16 protein-coding genes and 1 other annotated feature are annotated in these 14,858 nt (G+C 47.9%); of the genes, 14 read left to right on the top strand and 2 right to left on the bottom strand.

What is annotated here, in order from left to right; genetic code table 11:
• The first annotated feature begins 54 nt into the window (after positions 1-54).
• From NSQ58_RS10815 to NSQ58_RS10855, 9 genes are all read left to right on the top strand, one after another.
• Positions 55-585: a YqeG family HAD IIIA-type phosphatase gene (locus tag NSQ58_RS10815; protein ID WP_013311200.1), complete on the top strand. Its 531-nt coding sequence runs from the start codon at positions 55-57 to the stop codon at positions 583-585.
• Positions 578-1,705: a ribosome biogenesis GTPase YqeH gene (gene yqeH / locus NSQ58_RS10820; protein WP_023989533.1), complete on the top strand. Its 1,128-nt coding sequence runs from the start codon at positions 578-580 to the stop codon at positions 1,703-1,705. The genes NSQ58_RS10815 and yqeH overlap by 8 nt, the downstream gene beginning before the upstream one ends.
• Before the next feature lie 105 nt (positions 1,706-1,810).
• Positions 1,811-2,680, top strand: coding sequence for a shikimate dehydrogenase (gene aroE / locus NSQ58_RS10825; protein ID WP_023989532.1), 870 nt, complete (start codon positions 1,811-1,813; stop codon positions 2,678-2,680).
• Positions 2,681-2,748: 68 nt separating this feature from the next.
• Complete coding sequence (gene yhbY / locus NSQ58_RS10830) at positions 2,749-3,045, top strand: ribosome assembly RNA-binding protein YhbY (RefSeq protein ID WP_013311197.1); 297 nt, start codon at positions 2,749-2,751, stop codon at positions 3,043-3,045.
• 17 nt (positions 3,046-3,062) lie between these two features.
• Positions 3,063-3,653, top strand: a complete 591-nt coding sequence (gene nadD, locus NSQ58_RS10835) for a nicotinate-nucleotide adenylyltransferase (RefSeq protein ID WP_023989531.1) — start codon at positions 3,063-3,065, stop codon at positions 3,651-3,653.
• Positions 3,637-4,233: a bis(5'-nucleosyl)-tetraphosphatase (symmetrical) YqeK gene (yqeK, locus tag NSQ58_RS10840; RefSeq protein ID WP_341057380.1), complete on the top strand. Its 597-nt coding sequence runs from the start codon at positions 3,637-3,639 to the stop codon at positions 4,231-4,233. Before nadD ends, yqeK begins: the two co-directional genes overlap by 17 nt.
• A complete protein-coding gene (rsfS, locus tag NSQ58_RS10845; protein ID WP_013311194.1) occupies positions 4,230-4,577 on the top strand; it encodes a ribosome silencing factor in 348 nt (115 codons plus the stop codon). Before yqeK ends, rsfS begins: the two co-directional genes overlap by 4 nt.
• On the top strand, positions 4,574-5,482 hold the full coding sequence (locus tag NSQ58_RS10850) for a CvfB family protein (RefSeq protein ID WP_023989529.1): 909 nt from the start codon (positions 4,574-4,576) through the stop codon (positions 5,480-5,482). The genes rsfS and NSQ58_RS10850 overlap by 4 nt, the downstream gene beginning before the upstream one ends.
• Before the next feature lie 3 nt (positions 5,483-5,485).
• Entirely contained in the window at positions 5,486-6,259 is a 774-nt protein-coding gene (locus NSQ58_RS10855; protein ID WP_023989528.1) for a class I SAM-dependent DNA methyltransferase, read from the top strand.
• 72 nt (positions 6,260-6,331) lie between these two features.
• Here the strand turns inward: NSQ58_RS10855 and NSQ58_RS10860 are convergent, their stop codons facing one another.
• Positions 6,332-6,721 carry a tautomerase family protein gene (locus NSQ58_RS10860; protein ID WP_028540439.1) on the bottom strand — a complete coding sequence of 130 codons (390 nt, stop codon included), beginning with the start codon at positions 6,719-6,721 and terminating at the stop codon, positions 6,332-6,334.
• Between the two features lie 184 nt (positions 6,722-6,905).
• Positions 6,906-7,163: a binding site (T-box leader), on the top strand.
• 61 nt (positions 7,164-7,224) lie between these two features.
• Between NSQ58_RS10860 and leuS the strand changes: the two genes are divergently transcribed.
• Positions 7,225-9,663 carry a leucine--tRNA ligase gene (gene leuS, locus NSQ58_RS10865; RefSeq protein ID WP_341057381.1) on the top strand — a complete coding sequence of 813 codons (2,439 nt, stop codon included), beginning with the start codon at positions 7,225-7,227 and terminating at the stop codon, positions 9,661-9,663.
• Here the strand turns inward: leuS and comER are convergent.
• Positions 9,644-10,489 (bottom strand): late competence protein ComER, encoded by an 846-nt coding sequence (gene comER / locus NSQ58_RS10870; protein ID WP_028540440.1) that lies wholly within the window; start codon positions 10,487-10,489, stop codon positions 9,644-9,646. The genes leuS and comER overlap by 20 nt on opposite strands.
• 295 nt (positions 10,490-10,784) lie before the next feature.
• Between comER and NSQ58_RS10875 the strand changes: the two genes are divergently transcribed.
• The 4 genes from NSQ58_RS10875 (at position 10,785) to NSQ58_RS10890 (ending at position 14,838) form a co-directional block, all read left to right on the top strand.
• Positions 10,785-11,432, top strand: coding sequence for a ComEA family DNA-binding protein (locus NSQ58_RS10875; protein WP_341057382.1), 648 nt, complete (start codon positions 10,785-10,787; stop codon positions 11,430-11,432).
• Between the two features lie 88 nt (positions 11,433-11,520).
• Complete coding sequence (locus NSQ58_RS10880; protein WP_025723414.1) at positions 11,521-12,039, top strand: deoxycytidylate deaminase; 519 nt, start codon at positions 11,521-11,523, stop codon at positions 12,037-12,039.
• 179 nt (positions 12,040-12,218) lie between these two features.
• Positions 12,219-12,371 (top strand): hypothetical protein, encoded by a 153-nt coding sequence (locus tag NSQ58_RS10885; RefSeq protein ID WP_252508906.1) that lies wholly within the window; start codon positions 12,219-12,221, stop codon positions 12,369-12,371.
• Positions 12,301-14,838: a DNA internalization-related competence protein ComEC/Rec2 gene (locus NSQ58_RS10890; protein ID WP_341057774.1), complete on the top strand. Its 2,538-nt coding sequence runs from the start codon at positions 12,301-12,303 to the stop codon at positions 14,836-14,838. The genes NSQ58_RS10885 and NSQ58_RS10890 overlap by 71 nt, the downstream gene beginning before the upstream one ends.
• Positions 14,839-14,858: the final 20 nt, after the last annotated feature.

Genomic DNA, 14,858 nt, shown 5'->3' on the forward strand with positions numbered 1-14,858 from the left:
ACTAAGCCATAGTAATATGGTATAGTTTGTCGTATGAAACTGAGGTGACCGACGTTGTTTGAAATGCTGATGCCCAAATTACGGGTGAATACCGTCTTTGATATTGATCTCGAAGGCTTGTATGCTCAAGGATATCGCGGCATTATTACGGATCTGGATAACACGCTGGTCGGCGCAAAAGCGCCGAATGCGACTCCCGAGCTGGTGGCCTGGTTTGAGAAGGTCAAACAGGCGGGTTTTAAGCTTGTCATCGTGTCTAACAACAATATGGACCGTGTATCCGTGTTTGCTACGCCTTTGGACATTGAATTTATACATGCCGCACGGAAGCCTTCCAACTCGTCTTTTCGTAGAGCCATCCGTATGATGGGGCTGACTCCGGAAGAGACTATTATGGTCGGAGACCAAATGTTGACGGACGTATTGGGAGGTAACCGACTGGGATTGCATACGGTGTTGGTGCTACCGATATCCATTCATGATGAAGGAGTCATGACCCGATTTAATCGGCGGTTGGAGCGAATCGCGCTCACAAGGTTACGTAAGAAAGGCTTATGGCTTGAGGAGGAAAAGAAGAATGACTGAAAGACCTGACGGCGGCACTGCCGTCAAATGTAGTGGTTGCGGTATCACCGTGCAGACCACTAGCCCGGAGCTTCCGGGATATATTCCTGAAAAATTGCTTACTCGCGAACCTGTCATCTGTCAGCGTTGCTTCCGGATCAAAAACTATAATGAGACGTCTTCAGTGACGGTGGATCAAGATGAGTTCTTGAAGCTGCTCAGTCAAATTGGTGACAAGAATGCGCTCGTCATCCACATTGTAGATATTTTTGATTTTGAAGGTAGCTTGATTTCCGGTTTGCAACGCTTTGTAGGCTCCAATCCGGTTATACTGGCTGTGAACAAGACCGATTTGCTGCCTAAGGTAACGAATTGGAACAAGGTGCGTAACTGGGTACAAAAGCAAGCGAAGGAGCAAGGACTACGCACAGAAGAAATCGTACTGTGCTCAGCTAAGAAAAATCAGGGCTTTGACCGTCTGTTGGATGTGGTATCTGAGCTCCGTGGTAACCGCGATGTATATGTGGTCGGAGCGACAAATGTGGGTAAATCCACGCTCATTAACCGCTTGATTCGTGATTATAGCGATATGGAGCAGGAACTTACAACGTCCCGTTACCCGGGGACTACACTCGATATGGTGAATATTCCGCTCGACGACGGCAAGCACATTATTGATACTCCGGGTATTGTATACCCTTGGCGATTCAGTGAGATTGTCTCCCGTCAGGACTTGAGTGCTATTATGCCGGACAAGCCGCTGAAGCCTGCTGCGTATCAGCTTGATGCCGGACAAACATTGTTTTTCGGCGGTATGGCTCGATTTGATTTTGTGGAGGGTCAGCACCAATCATTTACCTGCTACATTAACGGTGGTCTTAAAATACATCGCACGAAGCTGGAGCGGGCTGATCAGTTGTTCGCTGATCATGCCGGGGAATTGTTATCTCCGCCAACACGCGATCAATTGGCAGAAATGCCGGAATGGACAAGACATGAGTTCCGCGTTCCACGCAAATCTCCATCGGACATCTACATTTCCGGTTTGGGATGGATCAGAGTGAATAGCGAGAACGGAGCTCTGGTTGCGGTTCATGCTCCTCGGGGAGTCCGTGTGCTTTTGCGGCCTGCGTTGATATAACGTTGCTGTAACCATGTTATAGGGCGGCAAGGAACAGGTACTGGTTCCTGCCGCCATTCATGTATTTGTGCGGCCTAATATTTTGCAATATGGGGGAGAGCAACGATGAACAGCGGGGAGTCTGAAGCGACCGAACAAGGTCTTGTACTATTGGGCGTATTGGGTGATCCGATCAAGCACTCCAAATCGCCTCTTATGCATAAAATAGCTTTACAGGCAGCGGGGATTGAAGGAGATTTTGTACCTCTTCATGTCAAACCGGATCAGCTGGAAGATGCCATGAAGGGGATTTGCGCTATGCATTTCCGCGGAGTCAATGTGACGATTCCCCATAAAGTCGAGGTTATGAAATATCTGGATGAGATTGATGAAGGGGCCAGACTCATTGGCGCTGTCAATACGATAGTGAATGACAATGGACGGCTCAAGGGCTATAACACGGACGGAATTGGCTACGTACGTTCCCTCAAAGAAGAGACTTCTGTCGATTTGAAGGGCGCAAGAATTGCTGTTCTTGGAGCCGGAGGGGCTGCTCGTGGCGTAATTCATGCTCTATTGGAGGAGCAACCGGAATCGGTTATTATTTTGAACCGAACACGTGACAAAGCTGAGCAACTGGCATTAGAGTGGACGACGGAGGCGATCCCAGTGAGGGGTTATTCTAACGAGGATGCCAAGAGCGTGCTCGCCACAGTGAATGTGTTGATTAACACAACCTCGGTGGGAATGTCCCCTTTATCGGATGAACTTCCACTGGAAACGAGCTTGATTCCGGAGGGAATCATTGTGAGTGATTTGATCTACAATCCGCTGGAAACGAGACTTTTACGGGAAAGCCGTGAACAGCGCGGCTGCACTGTACATGGGGGCTTGGGCATGTTCGTGTACCAGGGGGCTGTGGCTTTTGAGTATTTCACAGGGGTTGTCCCTGCTGTAGAGCAAATGAGAGCGGCTGTGCTGAGTAGCCTGTCGTAAGTAAGATTGTACATTAAAATTATGGAAATGCTGCATTGCATATGTGGCGACGAAGGGGTTAAATATACATGTTAACAGGTAAACAAAAAAGATATTTGCGTTCAATGGCGCATCATTTGGACCCGGTTTTTCAAGTAGGCAAAAACGGTACGAATGAGCATCTTATGCGTCACATCAACGATGCGATTGAAAAGCGTGAGCTGATGAAAGTGCAAATTTTGAACAACTGTTTGGACGACAAACATGAAATTGCGGAAGAACTGGCCGCGGAGACAGGTTCTGAGCTTGTTCAGATCATCGGGAGCACTATTATTTTGTACAAAGAATCCCGTGATCATAAGGAAATCGAGTTGCCTAGAGGATAACACGCGGGGAGAAAATTATGAAAATCGGTATTATGGGTGGTACATTTGACCCAATTCATATTGGACATCTGCTGGCTGGAGAAGCGGCAAGAGATGCCTATGATCTGGATCAAGTATGGTTTATGCCTTCTCATATTCCTCCGCACAAGCATCAGGCGGGGGCGAGCGGTAAGGAGCGTCTGGAGATGACGAGTGAAGCGGTAGCGGGTCATCCTGCTTTTGAAGTGCTGGATATTGAAGTGCTTCGCGGGGGAGTATCCTATACCATTGACACGATCAAGGAGCTTCAGGAGTTGCACTCTGCTGTGGATTTTTATTTTATTATTGGTGCGGATATGGTGAACTACTTGCCTCATTGGCAGGGAATTGAGGAACTGGCGCAGCGAATTTATTTTATTGGTGTTCGGCGCCCAGGGTTCCAGCTTGCGTTGGATGAGTTGCCGCATTATTTGCAGGACAAGGTACTGCTGGCGGATATGCCAGTGGTGGACATTTCGTCGACGGATATTCGAGAGCGTGCTGCGGAAGGGCGTACCATCCGTTATCTTGTGCCTGATCGTGTGCATGACTATATTACAAGGGGCGGTTTGTATGAAGTACAGCCGTGAGCAATTAATGGAAGCCGTATCTGGTCAAATGCCTGAAAAGCGCTGGAAGCACACACTAAGTGTTATGCATACCTCAGTTGAGCTTGCGCAGCGATATGGAGCAGATCCGGATAAGGCCGAACTGGCGGCTATTTTGCATGATGTAGCGAAATATTGGCCTGTCCAGCAGATGGAAGAGGTGATTCGCAGTCATCCCGAATGTGATCAGGAGCTTTTGGAACATGACAAGCAGCTCTGGCATTCAGAGGTAGGATACTGCGTTGCAGCAAGAGATTACGGAGTGGATGATCCGGAAATAAGGAATGCGATCCGCTGGCATACGTCAGGACGCGTAGGTATGAGCCTGCTGGATAAAGTCGTGTGTCTCGCTGATTACATCGAACCGGGACGGGATTTTCCGGGGGTTGAGCATATCCGTAAACAGGCAAAGAAAAGCTTGGAGCAGGGCCTTATCGCTGGATTTGACTCCACGATTACATTGTTGCTGGAAAAGAAAAAGGTTATTTTTCCACTGACAGTCTTGTCGCGCAATGACTTGATTCAACAACTAAAACAGAGAAAAACGGAGGTTCATGAATGACCCTAACTAATGAGCAATTAATGCAAACAGCGGTTGATGCTGCAAATGATAAAAAGGCAATGAATATTGTCGCACTGGATTTGCGGGGAATATCACTAGTAGCTGATTATTTTGTCATCTGCCACGGTAATTCGGATACACAGGTACAGGCGATTGCAACAGAAATTCGCAAACGCGCTCATGATGAAGGTGTAACCATCAAAGGAATCGAAGGAATGGATTCCGCCCGTTGGGTGCTAATGGATTTGGGGGATGTCGTAGTGCATGTCTTCCATCGCGACGAGCGCGAATACTATAACATTGAACGACTCTGGTCGGATGCTAAGGTTGTGGAAAAGGTATGAGTTTGATCGCCGGTACTTATGTCACCATTATGGTGGATCGTGAGGTATCTCCTTTCGGTTATTTTCTCACTGTTGGTGAGCAGGATGTGCTGCTGCATTATACGGAGCTGACACGTGAAATCGAAGTTGGTGAACGGTTGGAGGTATTTATTTTTCACGATACAGAGGACCGTTTGGCCGCAACTATGAAAAAGCCGTTCTTGTCGTTGGGCGAAATGGCAAAGCTTGAGGTGGCCGATGTGCATCCGCGTTTGGGTTGTTTCCTGGAGATGGGATTGGGTCGTCAGCTTTTGCTGCCGATTCGTGAGTTGCCAGAAAACCGAGATTTGCATCCTCGTGTGGGCGACTACGTGTATGCCATTATGGAGCATGACAAGCAAGGCAGACTGCGGGCTAAGCTGGCAGGGGAACAGGAGCTGGCTCCGTTGTGCTTCCACGCCCCTGATTCGTGGCTGAATACGTGGGTGCAGGCGACTGTGTACAAGCCGCTTCAGATGGGCACATTCGTCCTGGTGAACGGAGGTGTGCTTGGTTTTGGCGCGATTGGAATGATTCATTCCTCGGAGCGTAACCGGATGCTTCGCTTGGGCGAAGAGGTCAAGGTACGGGTCACGCTTGTTCGGGAAGACGGTCGGGTCAATCTGGCGATGTCACCACGCAAGGAAGTAGGCCGTGATGAGGATGCGGAGCGGTTGATTGCTTTTCTGAAAGAGCGTCCGGGCGGCGGCATGCCTTATTCCGACGCAACACCGCCGGATATTATCAAGCAACGGTTTGGTATCAGTAAATCCGCCTTCAAGCGTGCGATGGGCAAGCTGATGAAGGAAGGACTGGTTACACAAAAGGAAAACTGGACCTACCTGGTGGAGAATATACCTGAACCGAAGGACGGGAATGGGGAATAAAAAATGGCTTCTTACCGGAAGTTTGCCTATGTGTATGATGAGCTGATGCAGGACATGCCGTACCCGGACTGGTTGCGCTTTGCACGGCAGGCTTGGGATCAGTACGGTATGCCTCATACGGTGGCCGAGCTGGGCTGCGGAACGGGTTCAATTACGATCCCCCTGGTTAACTCGGGCTTCGAGGTGGCTGGAATCGACTTATCCTCTGACATGCTGGCAGTAGCCCGTCGCAAAATGGAAACCACTCCACAGGGACAGCGATTGTTTCGTGAGGGAAGCGTTCGCTGGATACAGCAGGATATGAGAGAATGGATTTTACCCGAGCCTGTGGATTCTGTAATTTCTTTTTGCGATTGTCTGAATTACTTGTTGGAGGAAGAAGATATAATTTCTACTTTTCGCAGAACGCATGCTGGTCTAAAGCCTGGCGGAACCTTCTTGTTCGATGTACATCATCCTCAGACGTTTTTACGTTATGATGAAGAGCAGCCTTTCGTACTGGATGAACGCTCTATCTCGTATATCTGGACATGTGCGTTGGACACTCCCCGTTGTGAAATTGAGCATCATCTTAGTATCTTTGCGAAAGCAGAACAAGAAGGACGCGATCTATACCAGCGTTTCGAGGAAATACATGTTCAACGTGCCTATGACCCAGACTGGATGAAGGCAGAATTGTCCAAAGCGGGTTTTCGTGATGTGAAGGTATATGCGGATTTTGAATGGGTAGAAGCAGAAGATGACGCGGCGAGACTGTTTTATGTTGCTGTAAAATAGCAAGGCTTCATTTAGCGAGTATGGGAAAAGAAAGACGCTTTTCATGATGACATGAAGGGCGTCTTTTTGCACTCATATATTCACTTTATAGCTCAGCTGAAGCTCATCACCCGGTACACCCCGAATGCCCCAGTTCTGTTTGGGTGTTTCAAATATAGTAATCTCAAGATCCTGTGGAGAAATACCCAAAAGATCGTTAATTCTTTGGAATAACAGGTTAATGAGTTGCTTCTTAGCTTCTGTCGTTCTGCCTTCAAAGATACTGATTTCAATAATGGTGTACGCCTCAGAGCGACCATCGGCATATATAAAGTCTTCCTGATCCATAGGAAAAAAACGTTGAAACCTCTTGTCAGGAGGATATTTGAACGCATCCACCACAGCAGAATGAATCACCTCTGAAAGTTGCTTTTTGATTGGATTTAGAGTTTCTTTTATTCCGTAAATTTTAATCTGTGCCATTTCTCAGCTCACCTTTCTTATCTCAACTCATCTCAACTTGAAGCGATTTAATTCGAAATCATTATAAAACATTCGTATGCATGTGTCATGAACAATTAGTATGAAGAGGGTCTTTAACACCAAAGGTAGTCCTTATTTGACTTTTTTCGCGGTTTTCAATATAATAGTGCCATTATTAACGGTTAAACAATCGCTGATGAGGAATAGTAGCTTTGTCTGGACATGTAGAGAGCTGGCGGGTGGTGCAAGCCGGTTGACAGTGCAAAGTGAACTCGCCTCGGAGATATGCGTCCAACGCAGGAACGCCCTATACAGGTGCTTGTATCCTGTTATTAACCCGCATCGGATCACCTCCGTTATCAGGTGCAAAGGGAGTAGAACGCGAAGAACGCTTTCTGCTAACTAGGGTGGTACCACGGGAATATAACCTCTCGTCCCTAGCGCTGACACGCTACGGGATGCAGAGGTTTTTTTGTTGCATACCGTTTGAGGAGGAAAAGACAATGACAGACACACAGCCGAAGCACGGCTATCAACCGCAAAGTATTGAACCAAAATGGCAGAAATATTGGGATGAGAACAAGACGTTCCGTACCGGGGAAGAGCCGGGCAAACCGAAGTTTTATGCTTTGGATATGTTTCCGTACCCATCTGGAGCCGGCCTACATGTAGGCCACCCAGAGGGCTACACAGCTACGGATATTGTTTCACGATATAAAAGAATGCGCGGCTACAACGTACTGCATCCGATGGGTTGGGACGCCTTCGGTCTGCCTGCCGAGCAGCATGCGCTGGATACAGGGGAGCACCCACGCGAAATTACGGTGAAAAATGTAAATAACTTCCGCCGTCAAATCAAATCGCTCGGCTTCTCCTACGACTGGGATCGTGAAATCAGCACGACGGATCCTGATTATTACAAATGGACACAGTGGATCTTCATCCAGCTGTACAAGCGCGGCCTTGCATATGTAGCTGAAGTACCTGTGAACTGGTGCCCGGCGCTGGGAACGGTGCTAGCGAATGAAGAAGTTATTGACGGTAAGAGTGAGCGTGGCGGTCATCCGGTCGTCCGTAAACCAATGCGTCAATGGATGCTGAAAATTACGGAATACGCGGATCGTCTGCTGGAGGATCTGGAGGAACTGGATTGGTCTGAGAGTATTAAGGATATGCAGCGGAACTGGATCGGTAAGTCTACCGGGGCAGAGGTTCGTTTTCCAATTGAAGGCTATGACGAGCAACTCACAGTGTTTACAACCCGTCCAGATACACTGTTCGGCGCAAGCTACTGTGTGCTGGCACCAGAGCAGGAATTGGTGGATATTATCACTACGCCTGAGCAAAAGGATGCTGTACAACAGTACCGTGAACAAGCTGCTCGTAAAAGCGATCTGGAGCGTACGGATCTGGCCAAGGATAAAACAGGCGTATTCACAGGAGCTTATGCAGTGAATCCGGTGAACGGCGAAAAGCTGCCGATCTGGATTGCTGACTATGTACTTGCAGGCTACGGAACTGGAGCGATTATGGCTGTACCTGCTCACGATGCGCGTGACTGGGAATTTGCCAAGCAATTCGGATTGAATATCATTGAGGTTGTCCAAGGTGGAGATGTGGCTAATGAGCCATATACTGAGGATGGACCGCACGTCAATTCCGGCCCGCTGAATGGACTTACCAACGAGGAAGCGATTCCGAAGATGATTGAATGGCTGGAAGCTGAGGGCAAAGGACACGGCAAAGTCACCTATCGCCTGCGTGACTGGTTGTTCAGCCGTCAACGCTATTGGGGCGAGCCGATTCCGGTAATTCATCTGGAAGATGGAACGATCAAAACGGTTCCTGAGGACCAACTTCCGCTCGTACTACCGGAGATGGACAATATCAAGCCTTCCGGTACAGGTGAATCCCCGCTGGCGAACGCAACAGATTGGATCGAAACCATTGATCCTGAGACAGGTATGAAAGCACGCCGCGAGACAAATACAATGCCGCAATGGGCAGGCAGTTGCTGGTATTACCTGCGCTTTATTGATCCGAAAAATGACAAAGAGCTTGTATCCAAAGAGAAACAACGTGAATGGATGCCTGTTGATTTGTATATTGGCGGAGCGGAACATGCGGTTCTTCACTTGCTGTATGCCCGTTTCTGGCATAAGGTACTGTATGATATCGGCGTAGTGGAAACGAAAGAGCCTTTTTATAAGCTGGTCAACCAGGGTATGATTTTGGGCAACAACAATGAAAAAATGAGTAAATCACGCGGTAATGTCATTAATCCTGATGATATTGTCAATACGTTTGGCGCCGATACGCTGCGTATTTATGAGATGTTTATGGGGCCGCTGGAAGCGACCAAGCCATGGAATGAGAATGGGGTAGAGGGAGCACATCGTTTTCTGTCCCGCGTATGGCGCCTGTTTGTTTCCGAGGATGGTAGCCTGAACGATAAAATTACAAATGACGGCGTTAGCGATGAGTTCAATCGTACTTGGCATAAAACGCTGAAAAAAGTAACCGAAGATCTGGATGCACTGCGCTTCAATACAGCGATCAGCCAGCTGATGATCTTCACCAACGATGCATACAAAGCAGACCTTCTGCCGCGTGCAGCAATGGAAAACTTCGTGCAAATGCTGTCGCCGCTTGCACCCCATCTGGCCGAGGAATTGTGGCAGCTGCTGGGGCACAATGATAGCATTACCTACGCGGCCTGGCCTGCTTATGATGAAGCATGGACGGTGGACGCCGAAGTGGAAATTGTTGTGCAAGTGAATGGTAAAATTGTGCAGCGTGCAACGATTGCCAAGGATCTTGATGGTAAAGCGATGGAAGCATTCGCTGTGTCGTTGGACAATGTTCAGCAGGCACTGGCCGGCAAAACGATCCGCAAGGTAATTGCTGTTCCAGGTAAGCTGGTTAATATTGTTGCCGGTTAATTGGCTTTAAGCCGAAGGAGACATCCACCTTTTGCATGTCTTCTTCATACTTGTTGTGCGTGGCCTGTATCAGCTCGGGAAAGACACTATGCAGGCTGATGTCCAACAGTGCGAGAGCTTCGGCAGTAATACCTCCGGGAACCGCTACTCTGGCCTGTAACTCGGCTGGTGTCATCCCGCCTTCCGTGAGCAGCTTTCCAGTGCCGATGATCATTTCACCGGCCAGGGCGCATAGCTCCGTACGGTCTATACCTGTAGCTTGAACTGCGGCTTGAATCCACTGGTCCATAAAAAAGGCCAAGAAAGCAGGACCGCAACTCGAAAAATCCGACGTGATTCGAGTATAAGATTCTTTAACCCGAATCGGCCTGCTGATGTGGGACATAAGCTCTTCCAGAAGGGTGCGGTCCTCCTCTGTAATCCGGCTTCCATGGATGCATAGTGAGGCTCCGCTGCCCACTTGGTGGGTGATACTGGGAATAATTTTGGACACTTTGGCTTTCAGTGCATGCTCCAAAATACGAATCTGCACCGGGCTTGTGATAGATACGACGATTTGCTCTTCTGTAATGACGTTGCGTATTTCATCCGTTACGGCTTTTGATTCCAGCGGCTTCACACAGATAAACAAAACATCGCTTTCCGCTGCCGTTTCACGGTTGCTTTGGGCTGCATGCAAACCTGGATAACGACGGGCTAGCTCGGTTACCTTGGAATGCGTTCGATTGCTTGCTGATATTTGCTGCGGCTTGAGTGCGTTAGAATTAATAAAAGACTCAATTAGCAGACTTCCCATGCTGCCAGTCCCGATAAATCCAACTTTCATTGTTCAACGTCCTCCTTTCATACTTTGCGGTATAGACGCTGTGCTGTCAGCTGTCATTCTTCTTAGTGTATGCGCCTGGTCTTGGCCGACATGACGAATTTTATGTCTGAGCATGTTAGATCGTGCCCGGGGTCGTACCACTTTTTTGTAAAAATGCTCACAGCGAGACCGTATGGAGGTTGTTTGCACCCTCCGGTTTAACGGGAATTGAACAGACTTGCTCTGTTTGATTGAGACGGTGTTTTCAGTCGGCTCAATTTCCCGAAATCCATGTGGAGTAGGGGACGATACGGAAATGAAACGCGTATGGACAGGAACAGCGATAACGCTTGCTGTAATCGGGAGTGGACTTATTTTATTTGCCGGAGGACAGCGCTCTGAGCCGCAAGAAGAGTGGACTTTACTTAACCATAAGGTGGAGCAGGCTGTGGCGATGGATTCAGAGCCAAATGAGTCGCAGCGCAGCAGTGACTATGCCCAGAAAAAGCCTGCTGTAAAAGAACCCTCAGACAAAGCTGAGCGCAGTACGAATACCGAAGCCGCTGCCAATGTGAAACGTGATACTGTGCAGATTTCTACTGGTGTATCTGCTGCTGTGAGCGAAAACTCTATTGCGGGAAATTCAAGTACCGTAAAGCAGTCAGGTGTTGCGAATCCGAGCTCAGACACAGGTATTGTTAGTTCGAGTGGTGCAACGACGAGTAGGACCAATACGGTAAGTGATTCGGTTACTACACCCGTTTCCGGCGAAAAAAAGGTAAACATCAACACGGCGACTGCTGCCGAGTTAATGGAGCTACCAGGGGTTGGGGCTAAAAAAGCCGAGGCTATTTTGAACTACCGTAATCAGCATGGGGCGTTCAAACGTGTGAACGATTTGGATCATGTAAAGGGAATCGGAGCTAAAATGTTGGCGAAAATGAAGCCGTATGTCAGCTTGTAACTTATATAAGATTACAATGTACAGGCCCTGAGAACGGCGGTAGCGGATATGGTTTACGTTTTAACTTGTTTATACGGGAGAGATGGAAATGAGTGCAGATGTACGCAAGGACTGGGACACCTATTTCATGGATATCGCTTATATGGTATCCACCCGTTCGCGCTGTGCGCGGCGTCATGTTGGAGCCGTACTTGTACAAGGTAAAAAGCTCTTGGGGACGGCCTATAATGGAGCACCATCCGGGGTGCCTGACTGTTCTGAGGCAGGCTGTATGATCTCAGAGGAGTATGAGGTCGTTCACCGTGATGGGCGCGAGGAAATGGTTAAGAAGCAGCGTTGTATTCGTACTATTCATGCGGAGCAGAACCTGCTACTGTTTACTGACCGAATTGATCGTGAAGGCTCTTCAGTATATGTCACCGACCAGCCATGCTGGACGTGTGCCAATATGTTGGCGAACAGCGGTATTGTGGAGATTGTATACCACAGACCTTATCCCAAAGATGCCGACAAGGTTCGTGCTATGATGGAGGAAAAGGGAATCGCCTTTCGTATGCTGAAGACCTATCATCCACCGAAAGAAACGCTGATGGATGTAATGAATTAAAAAGTAAACGAGGAAGAACCTCTGACAAATGCTATTTTGTCAGAGGTTCTTTTTGTTTTGTGTTTTTTGGACAGAAAGCAATGTTTCCTACCGGAAGGTGATTGTATTCAAGCTAAACTTGTGTTAACTAGACCTATATTGACCCTTACTGTTTGTTGGATTACAGGAAGTGCAGGGGCATGTCTGTATTCTGGACGGATGCTTTTGTTGCTCTGGGCGGGGGTTACCCTGATCTTTCCGCTTATAGCTTTATGGATGAAAATCCCCATCCGGCATATGGTATTACTTTGGCTTGCATTCAGCGGTGGTGGATTTCATTGGTATTGGCATGATACGCATAATGTTAGCAGTATTCCCGATGCTCTCCATGTATCGTCTTCTATGGTGGAAGACATGTCTGTTCAAGCAGCAGGGCTTATCGCTTCTGAAGTACAGGTAGATGGTGATCGAACACAGTTTGAGATGAGAGTCACCTCAATCAATCACTACGGAAGTCATTCGAAAAAGGACGAGAATCGTGCACTAATTTCGGAACAGGTCATTGTTCATATCAAGTTGGCTGCCAAGCAGGAACAGCAACTTGCGGCAGCGTGGCAACGTGGAGATGCAATCCTACTGCGTGGCACCTTAAAGGCTCCTGCAAAAGCGGGGAACTTTGGTAGCTTTGATTACAGTGAATACCTGCACACACAGGAAATCCACTGGCTTTTCAAAGGCGATGGGGCAGCCTCGTTACAGAAGCAGGAGGCTTCACTTTGGAACCGCTACACTTTGTTCAGATGGAATGATCAGCTTAGGGAGCAGCTAGGGCAGAGAATGGAATCGGCATTTACATCACTTCATCACGCGGGATATATGAAAGGACTGGTACTTGGGGTAACAGATGAGTTGGACCCAGCAACGTATAACGAGTTTACGCAGCTTGGTTTAACGCATATTTTAGCAATATCGGGGATGCATGTGGCGGTATATGCAGCTACACTATTATATTTACTCAAGCTACTAAGAGTTAGCCGCGAGACATCTCTTACGGTCGTGATGATACTCATTCCGGCTTATGTCCTGCTGACAGGTGCTTCTCCCTCTGTTGTGAGGGCGGGAATTATGGCGATGATCGGCTTGTTTGCAGCCCGACGAGGTATGCTCAAAGACGGACTTAATATTCTAAGTATATCCGCGTTGCTCATGCTGATTTGGAATCCATATTATCTACTTAGTGTCAGCTTTCAGCTTTCCTTTTTGGTGACAGGTGGGTTGCTCATTTATATGCCGCTTATGAAGCCGTTTTTCGCCAAATGGCCTTTCCTAATCGGCGGTGAAGTTGCGATTACAATTACGGCACAGCTTGTTTCGTTTCCAATGACGGTATTCTACTTTAATCAATTTTCGTTGTTATCATTTGCGGCCAATTTTGTGCTTGTACCCCTTATTACATATATCGTGCTTCCATTAGGTACGGTGGCGATGGGGCTTTCCTTTTTGTGGGGGGATGGGGCTCGTATTCTTGCGTGGCCGGCAGAGCAATTGAACGATTTGACCTTTTTACTAGTGAAATGGCTGAATGTAGATGATGCTTATGTGAGTATTTGGCCGTCTTCTTCCATCCTGTGGGTCATGGCGTATTACGCAGCTCTGTACAGTGTTTTGTACTGGCTCAAAAGGTGGCTGACATCCCGCAGGCAAACGAACGACATTACCGTCTTGAATTCTACTGCCATTTCATCACCTATATATACAGGATTAGCAGCTTCTCCAGAATGGGCGGCTATATTGCATACGGCTCCTGAACCTGAGGGAGCAGGGAAATTTGCTCGTCGACAGTGGAATGGTTATCGTCATTTGGCACTGGCTCTAAGTGTTATTGCTTGGCTTGGAATATTGTATACAGGTTACCAATCTCCTGGTGAGGCAAATACGGGAATTGTTCAATATCTGGATGTGGGCCAAGGTGACAGCATTTTAATTACAACGCCGGGCGGGAAACATATCTTGGTTGATGGTGGGGGTACAATGGATTTTGCGACAGGGAAAAATGCTTGGCGCAAGCGTGCAGATCCCTACGAGGTGGGTGAAGATACGATTGTACCCTTGCTAAAGCAACGAGGTGTGCATCGCCTGGACGCTGTCATTTTAACGCATGGAGATCATGATCATGCCGGAGGACTACAGGCTGTGCTTGACCAGATTCCTGTATCTACCTTGTTTTTTAACGGTACCCTGACAGATAAAACCCCATTCCGTAAGCTGTTGAACACGGCTTTAGACAAGCAGATCAAGCTGTATGGTGCACATCATAGTATGGAATGGGAACCAGACCAGGCTACGAAAATCCGCTTTCTCTATCCGTTTACACTACCGGAGAACGAATCTGAGCAGTTGCCTGTTATGAAGGAACAGAATCATTACTCTGTTGCCATGATATTGGAGATGGAGGGAGCCTCTTTTTTGTTCACAGGAGATATGGATGATGCAGCAGAGTCGTCGTTGCTCTCTGAATTAACTCGTTTTTCATCAAGTGTGAAAGATGGGGGAGCAACGGGGGAAGTTAGGAAAGCTATAGATGTCATGAAAATAGCACATCACGGCAGCAAGTACTCCACCTCGGAAGAGTGGTTATCCTACTGGCGACCGAAAGTATCTGTTATTTCGGTCGGTGCGACCAATACTTACGGACATCCGAATGAAGCGGTATTGGAACGTTTATCAGCAGTTAATTCTGCTATATATCGAACAGATACGATGGGAGAGATACAGATTCGAGCGCAGCAAGGAAAACTGAGTGTGCGGTACCAACGCTAAATAGTTTTTTCTATCCTTTT

It is taken from the genome of Paenibacillus sp. FSL M7-0134 (assembly GCF_038007865.1).
GTDB lineage: Bacteria > Bacillota > Bacilli > Paenibacillales > Paenibacillaceae > Paenibacillus > Paenibacillus polymyxa_B.

Bases quoted from the DNA above. Each gene is read 5' to 3' on its own strand.
- NSQ58_RS10875 (WP_341057382.1), top strand. From the start codon at position 10,785: ATGAAACGCGTATGGACAGGAACAGCGATAACGCTTGCTGTAATCGGG.
- leuS (WP_341057381.1), top strand. From the start codon at position 7,225: ATGACAGACACACAGCCGAAGCACGGCTATCAACCGCAAAGTATTGAA.
- yhbY (WP_013311197.1), top strand. From the start codon at position 2,749: ATGTTAACAGGTAAACAAAAAAGATATTTGCGTTCAATGGCGCATCAT.
- nadD (WP_023989531.1), top strand. From the start codon at position 3,063: ATGAAAATCGGTATTATGGGTGGTACATTTGACCCAATTCATATTGGA.
- rsfS (WP_013311194.1), top strand. From the start codon at position 4,230: ATGACCCTAACTAATGAGCAATTAATGCAAACAGCGGTTGATGCTGCA.
- NSQ58_RS10885 (WP_252508906.1), top strand. From the start codon at position 12,219: ATGTCTGTATTCTGGACGGATGCTTTTGTTGCTCTGGGCGGGGGTTAC.
- comER (WP_028540440.1), bottom strand. From the start codon at position 10,489: ATGAAAGTTGGATTTATCGGGACTGGCAGCATGGGAAGTCTGCTAATT.
- NSQ58_RS10850 (WP_023989529.1), top strand. From the start codon at position 4,574: ATGAGTTTGATCGCCGGTACTTATGTCACCATTATGGTGGATCGTGAG.
- NSQ58_RS10880 (WP_025723414.1), top strand. From the start codon at position 11,521: ATGAGTGCAGATGTACGCAAGGACTGGGACACCTATTTCATGGATATC.
- aroE (WP_023989532.1), top strand. From the start codon at position 1,811: ATGAACAGCGGGGAGTCTGAAGCGACCGAACAAGGTCTTGTACTATTG.
- NSQ58_RS10855 (WP_023989528.1), top strand. From the start codon at position 5,486: ATGGCTTCTTACCGGAAGTTTGCCTATGTGTATGATGAGCTGATGCAG.
- NSQ58_RS10860 (WP_028540439.1), bottom strand. From the start codon at position 6,721: ATGGCACAGATTAAAATTTACGGAATAAAAGAAACTCTAAATCCAATC.
- yqeK (WP_341057380.1), top strand. From the start codon at position 3,637: ATGAAGTACAGCCGTGAGCAATTAATGGAAGCCGTATCTGGTCAAATG.
- yqeH (WP_023989533.1), top strand. From the start codon at position 578: ATGACTGAAAGACCTGACGGCGGCACTGCCGTCAAATGTAGTGGTTGC.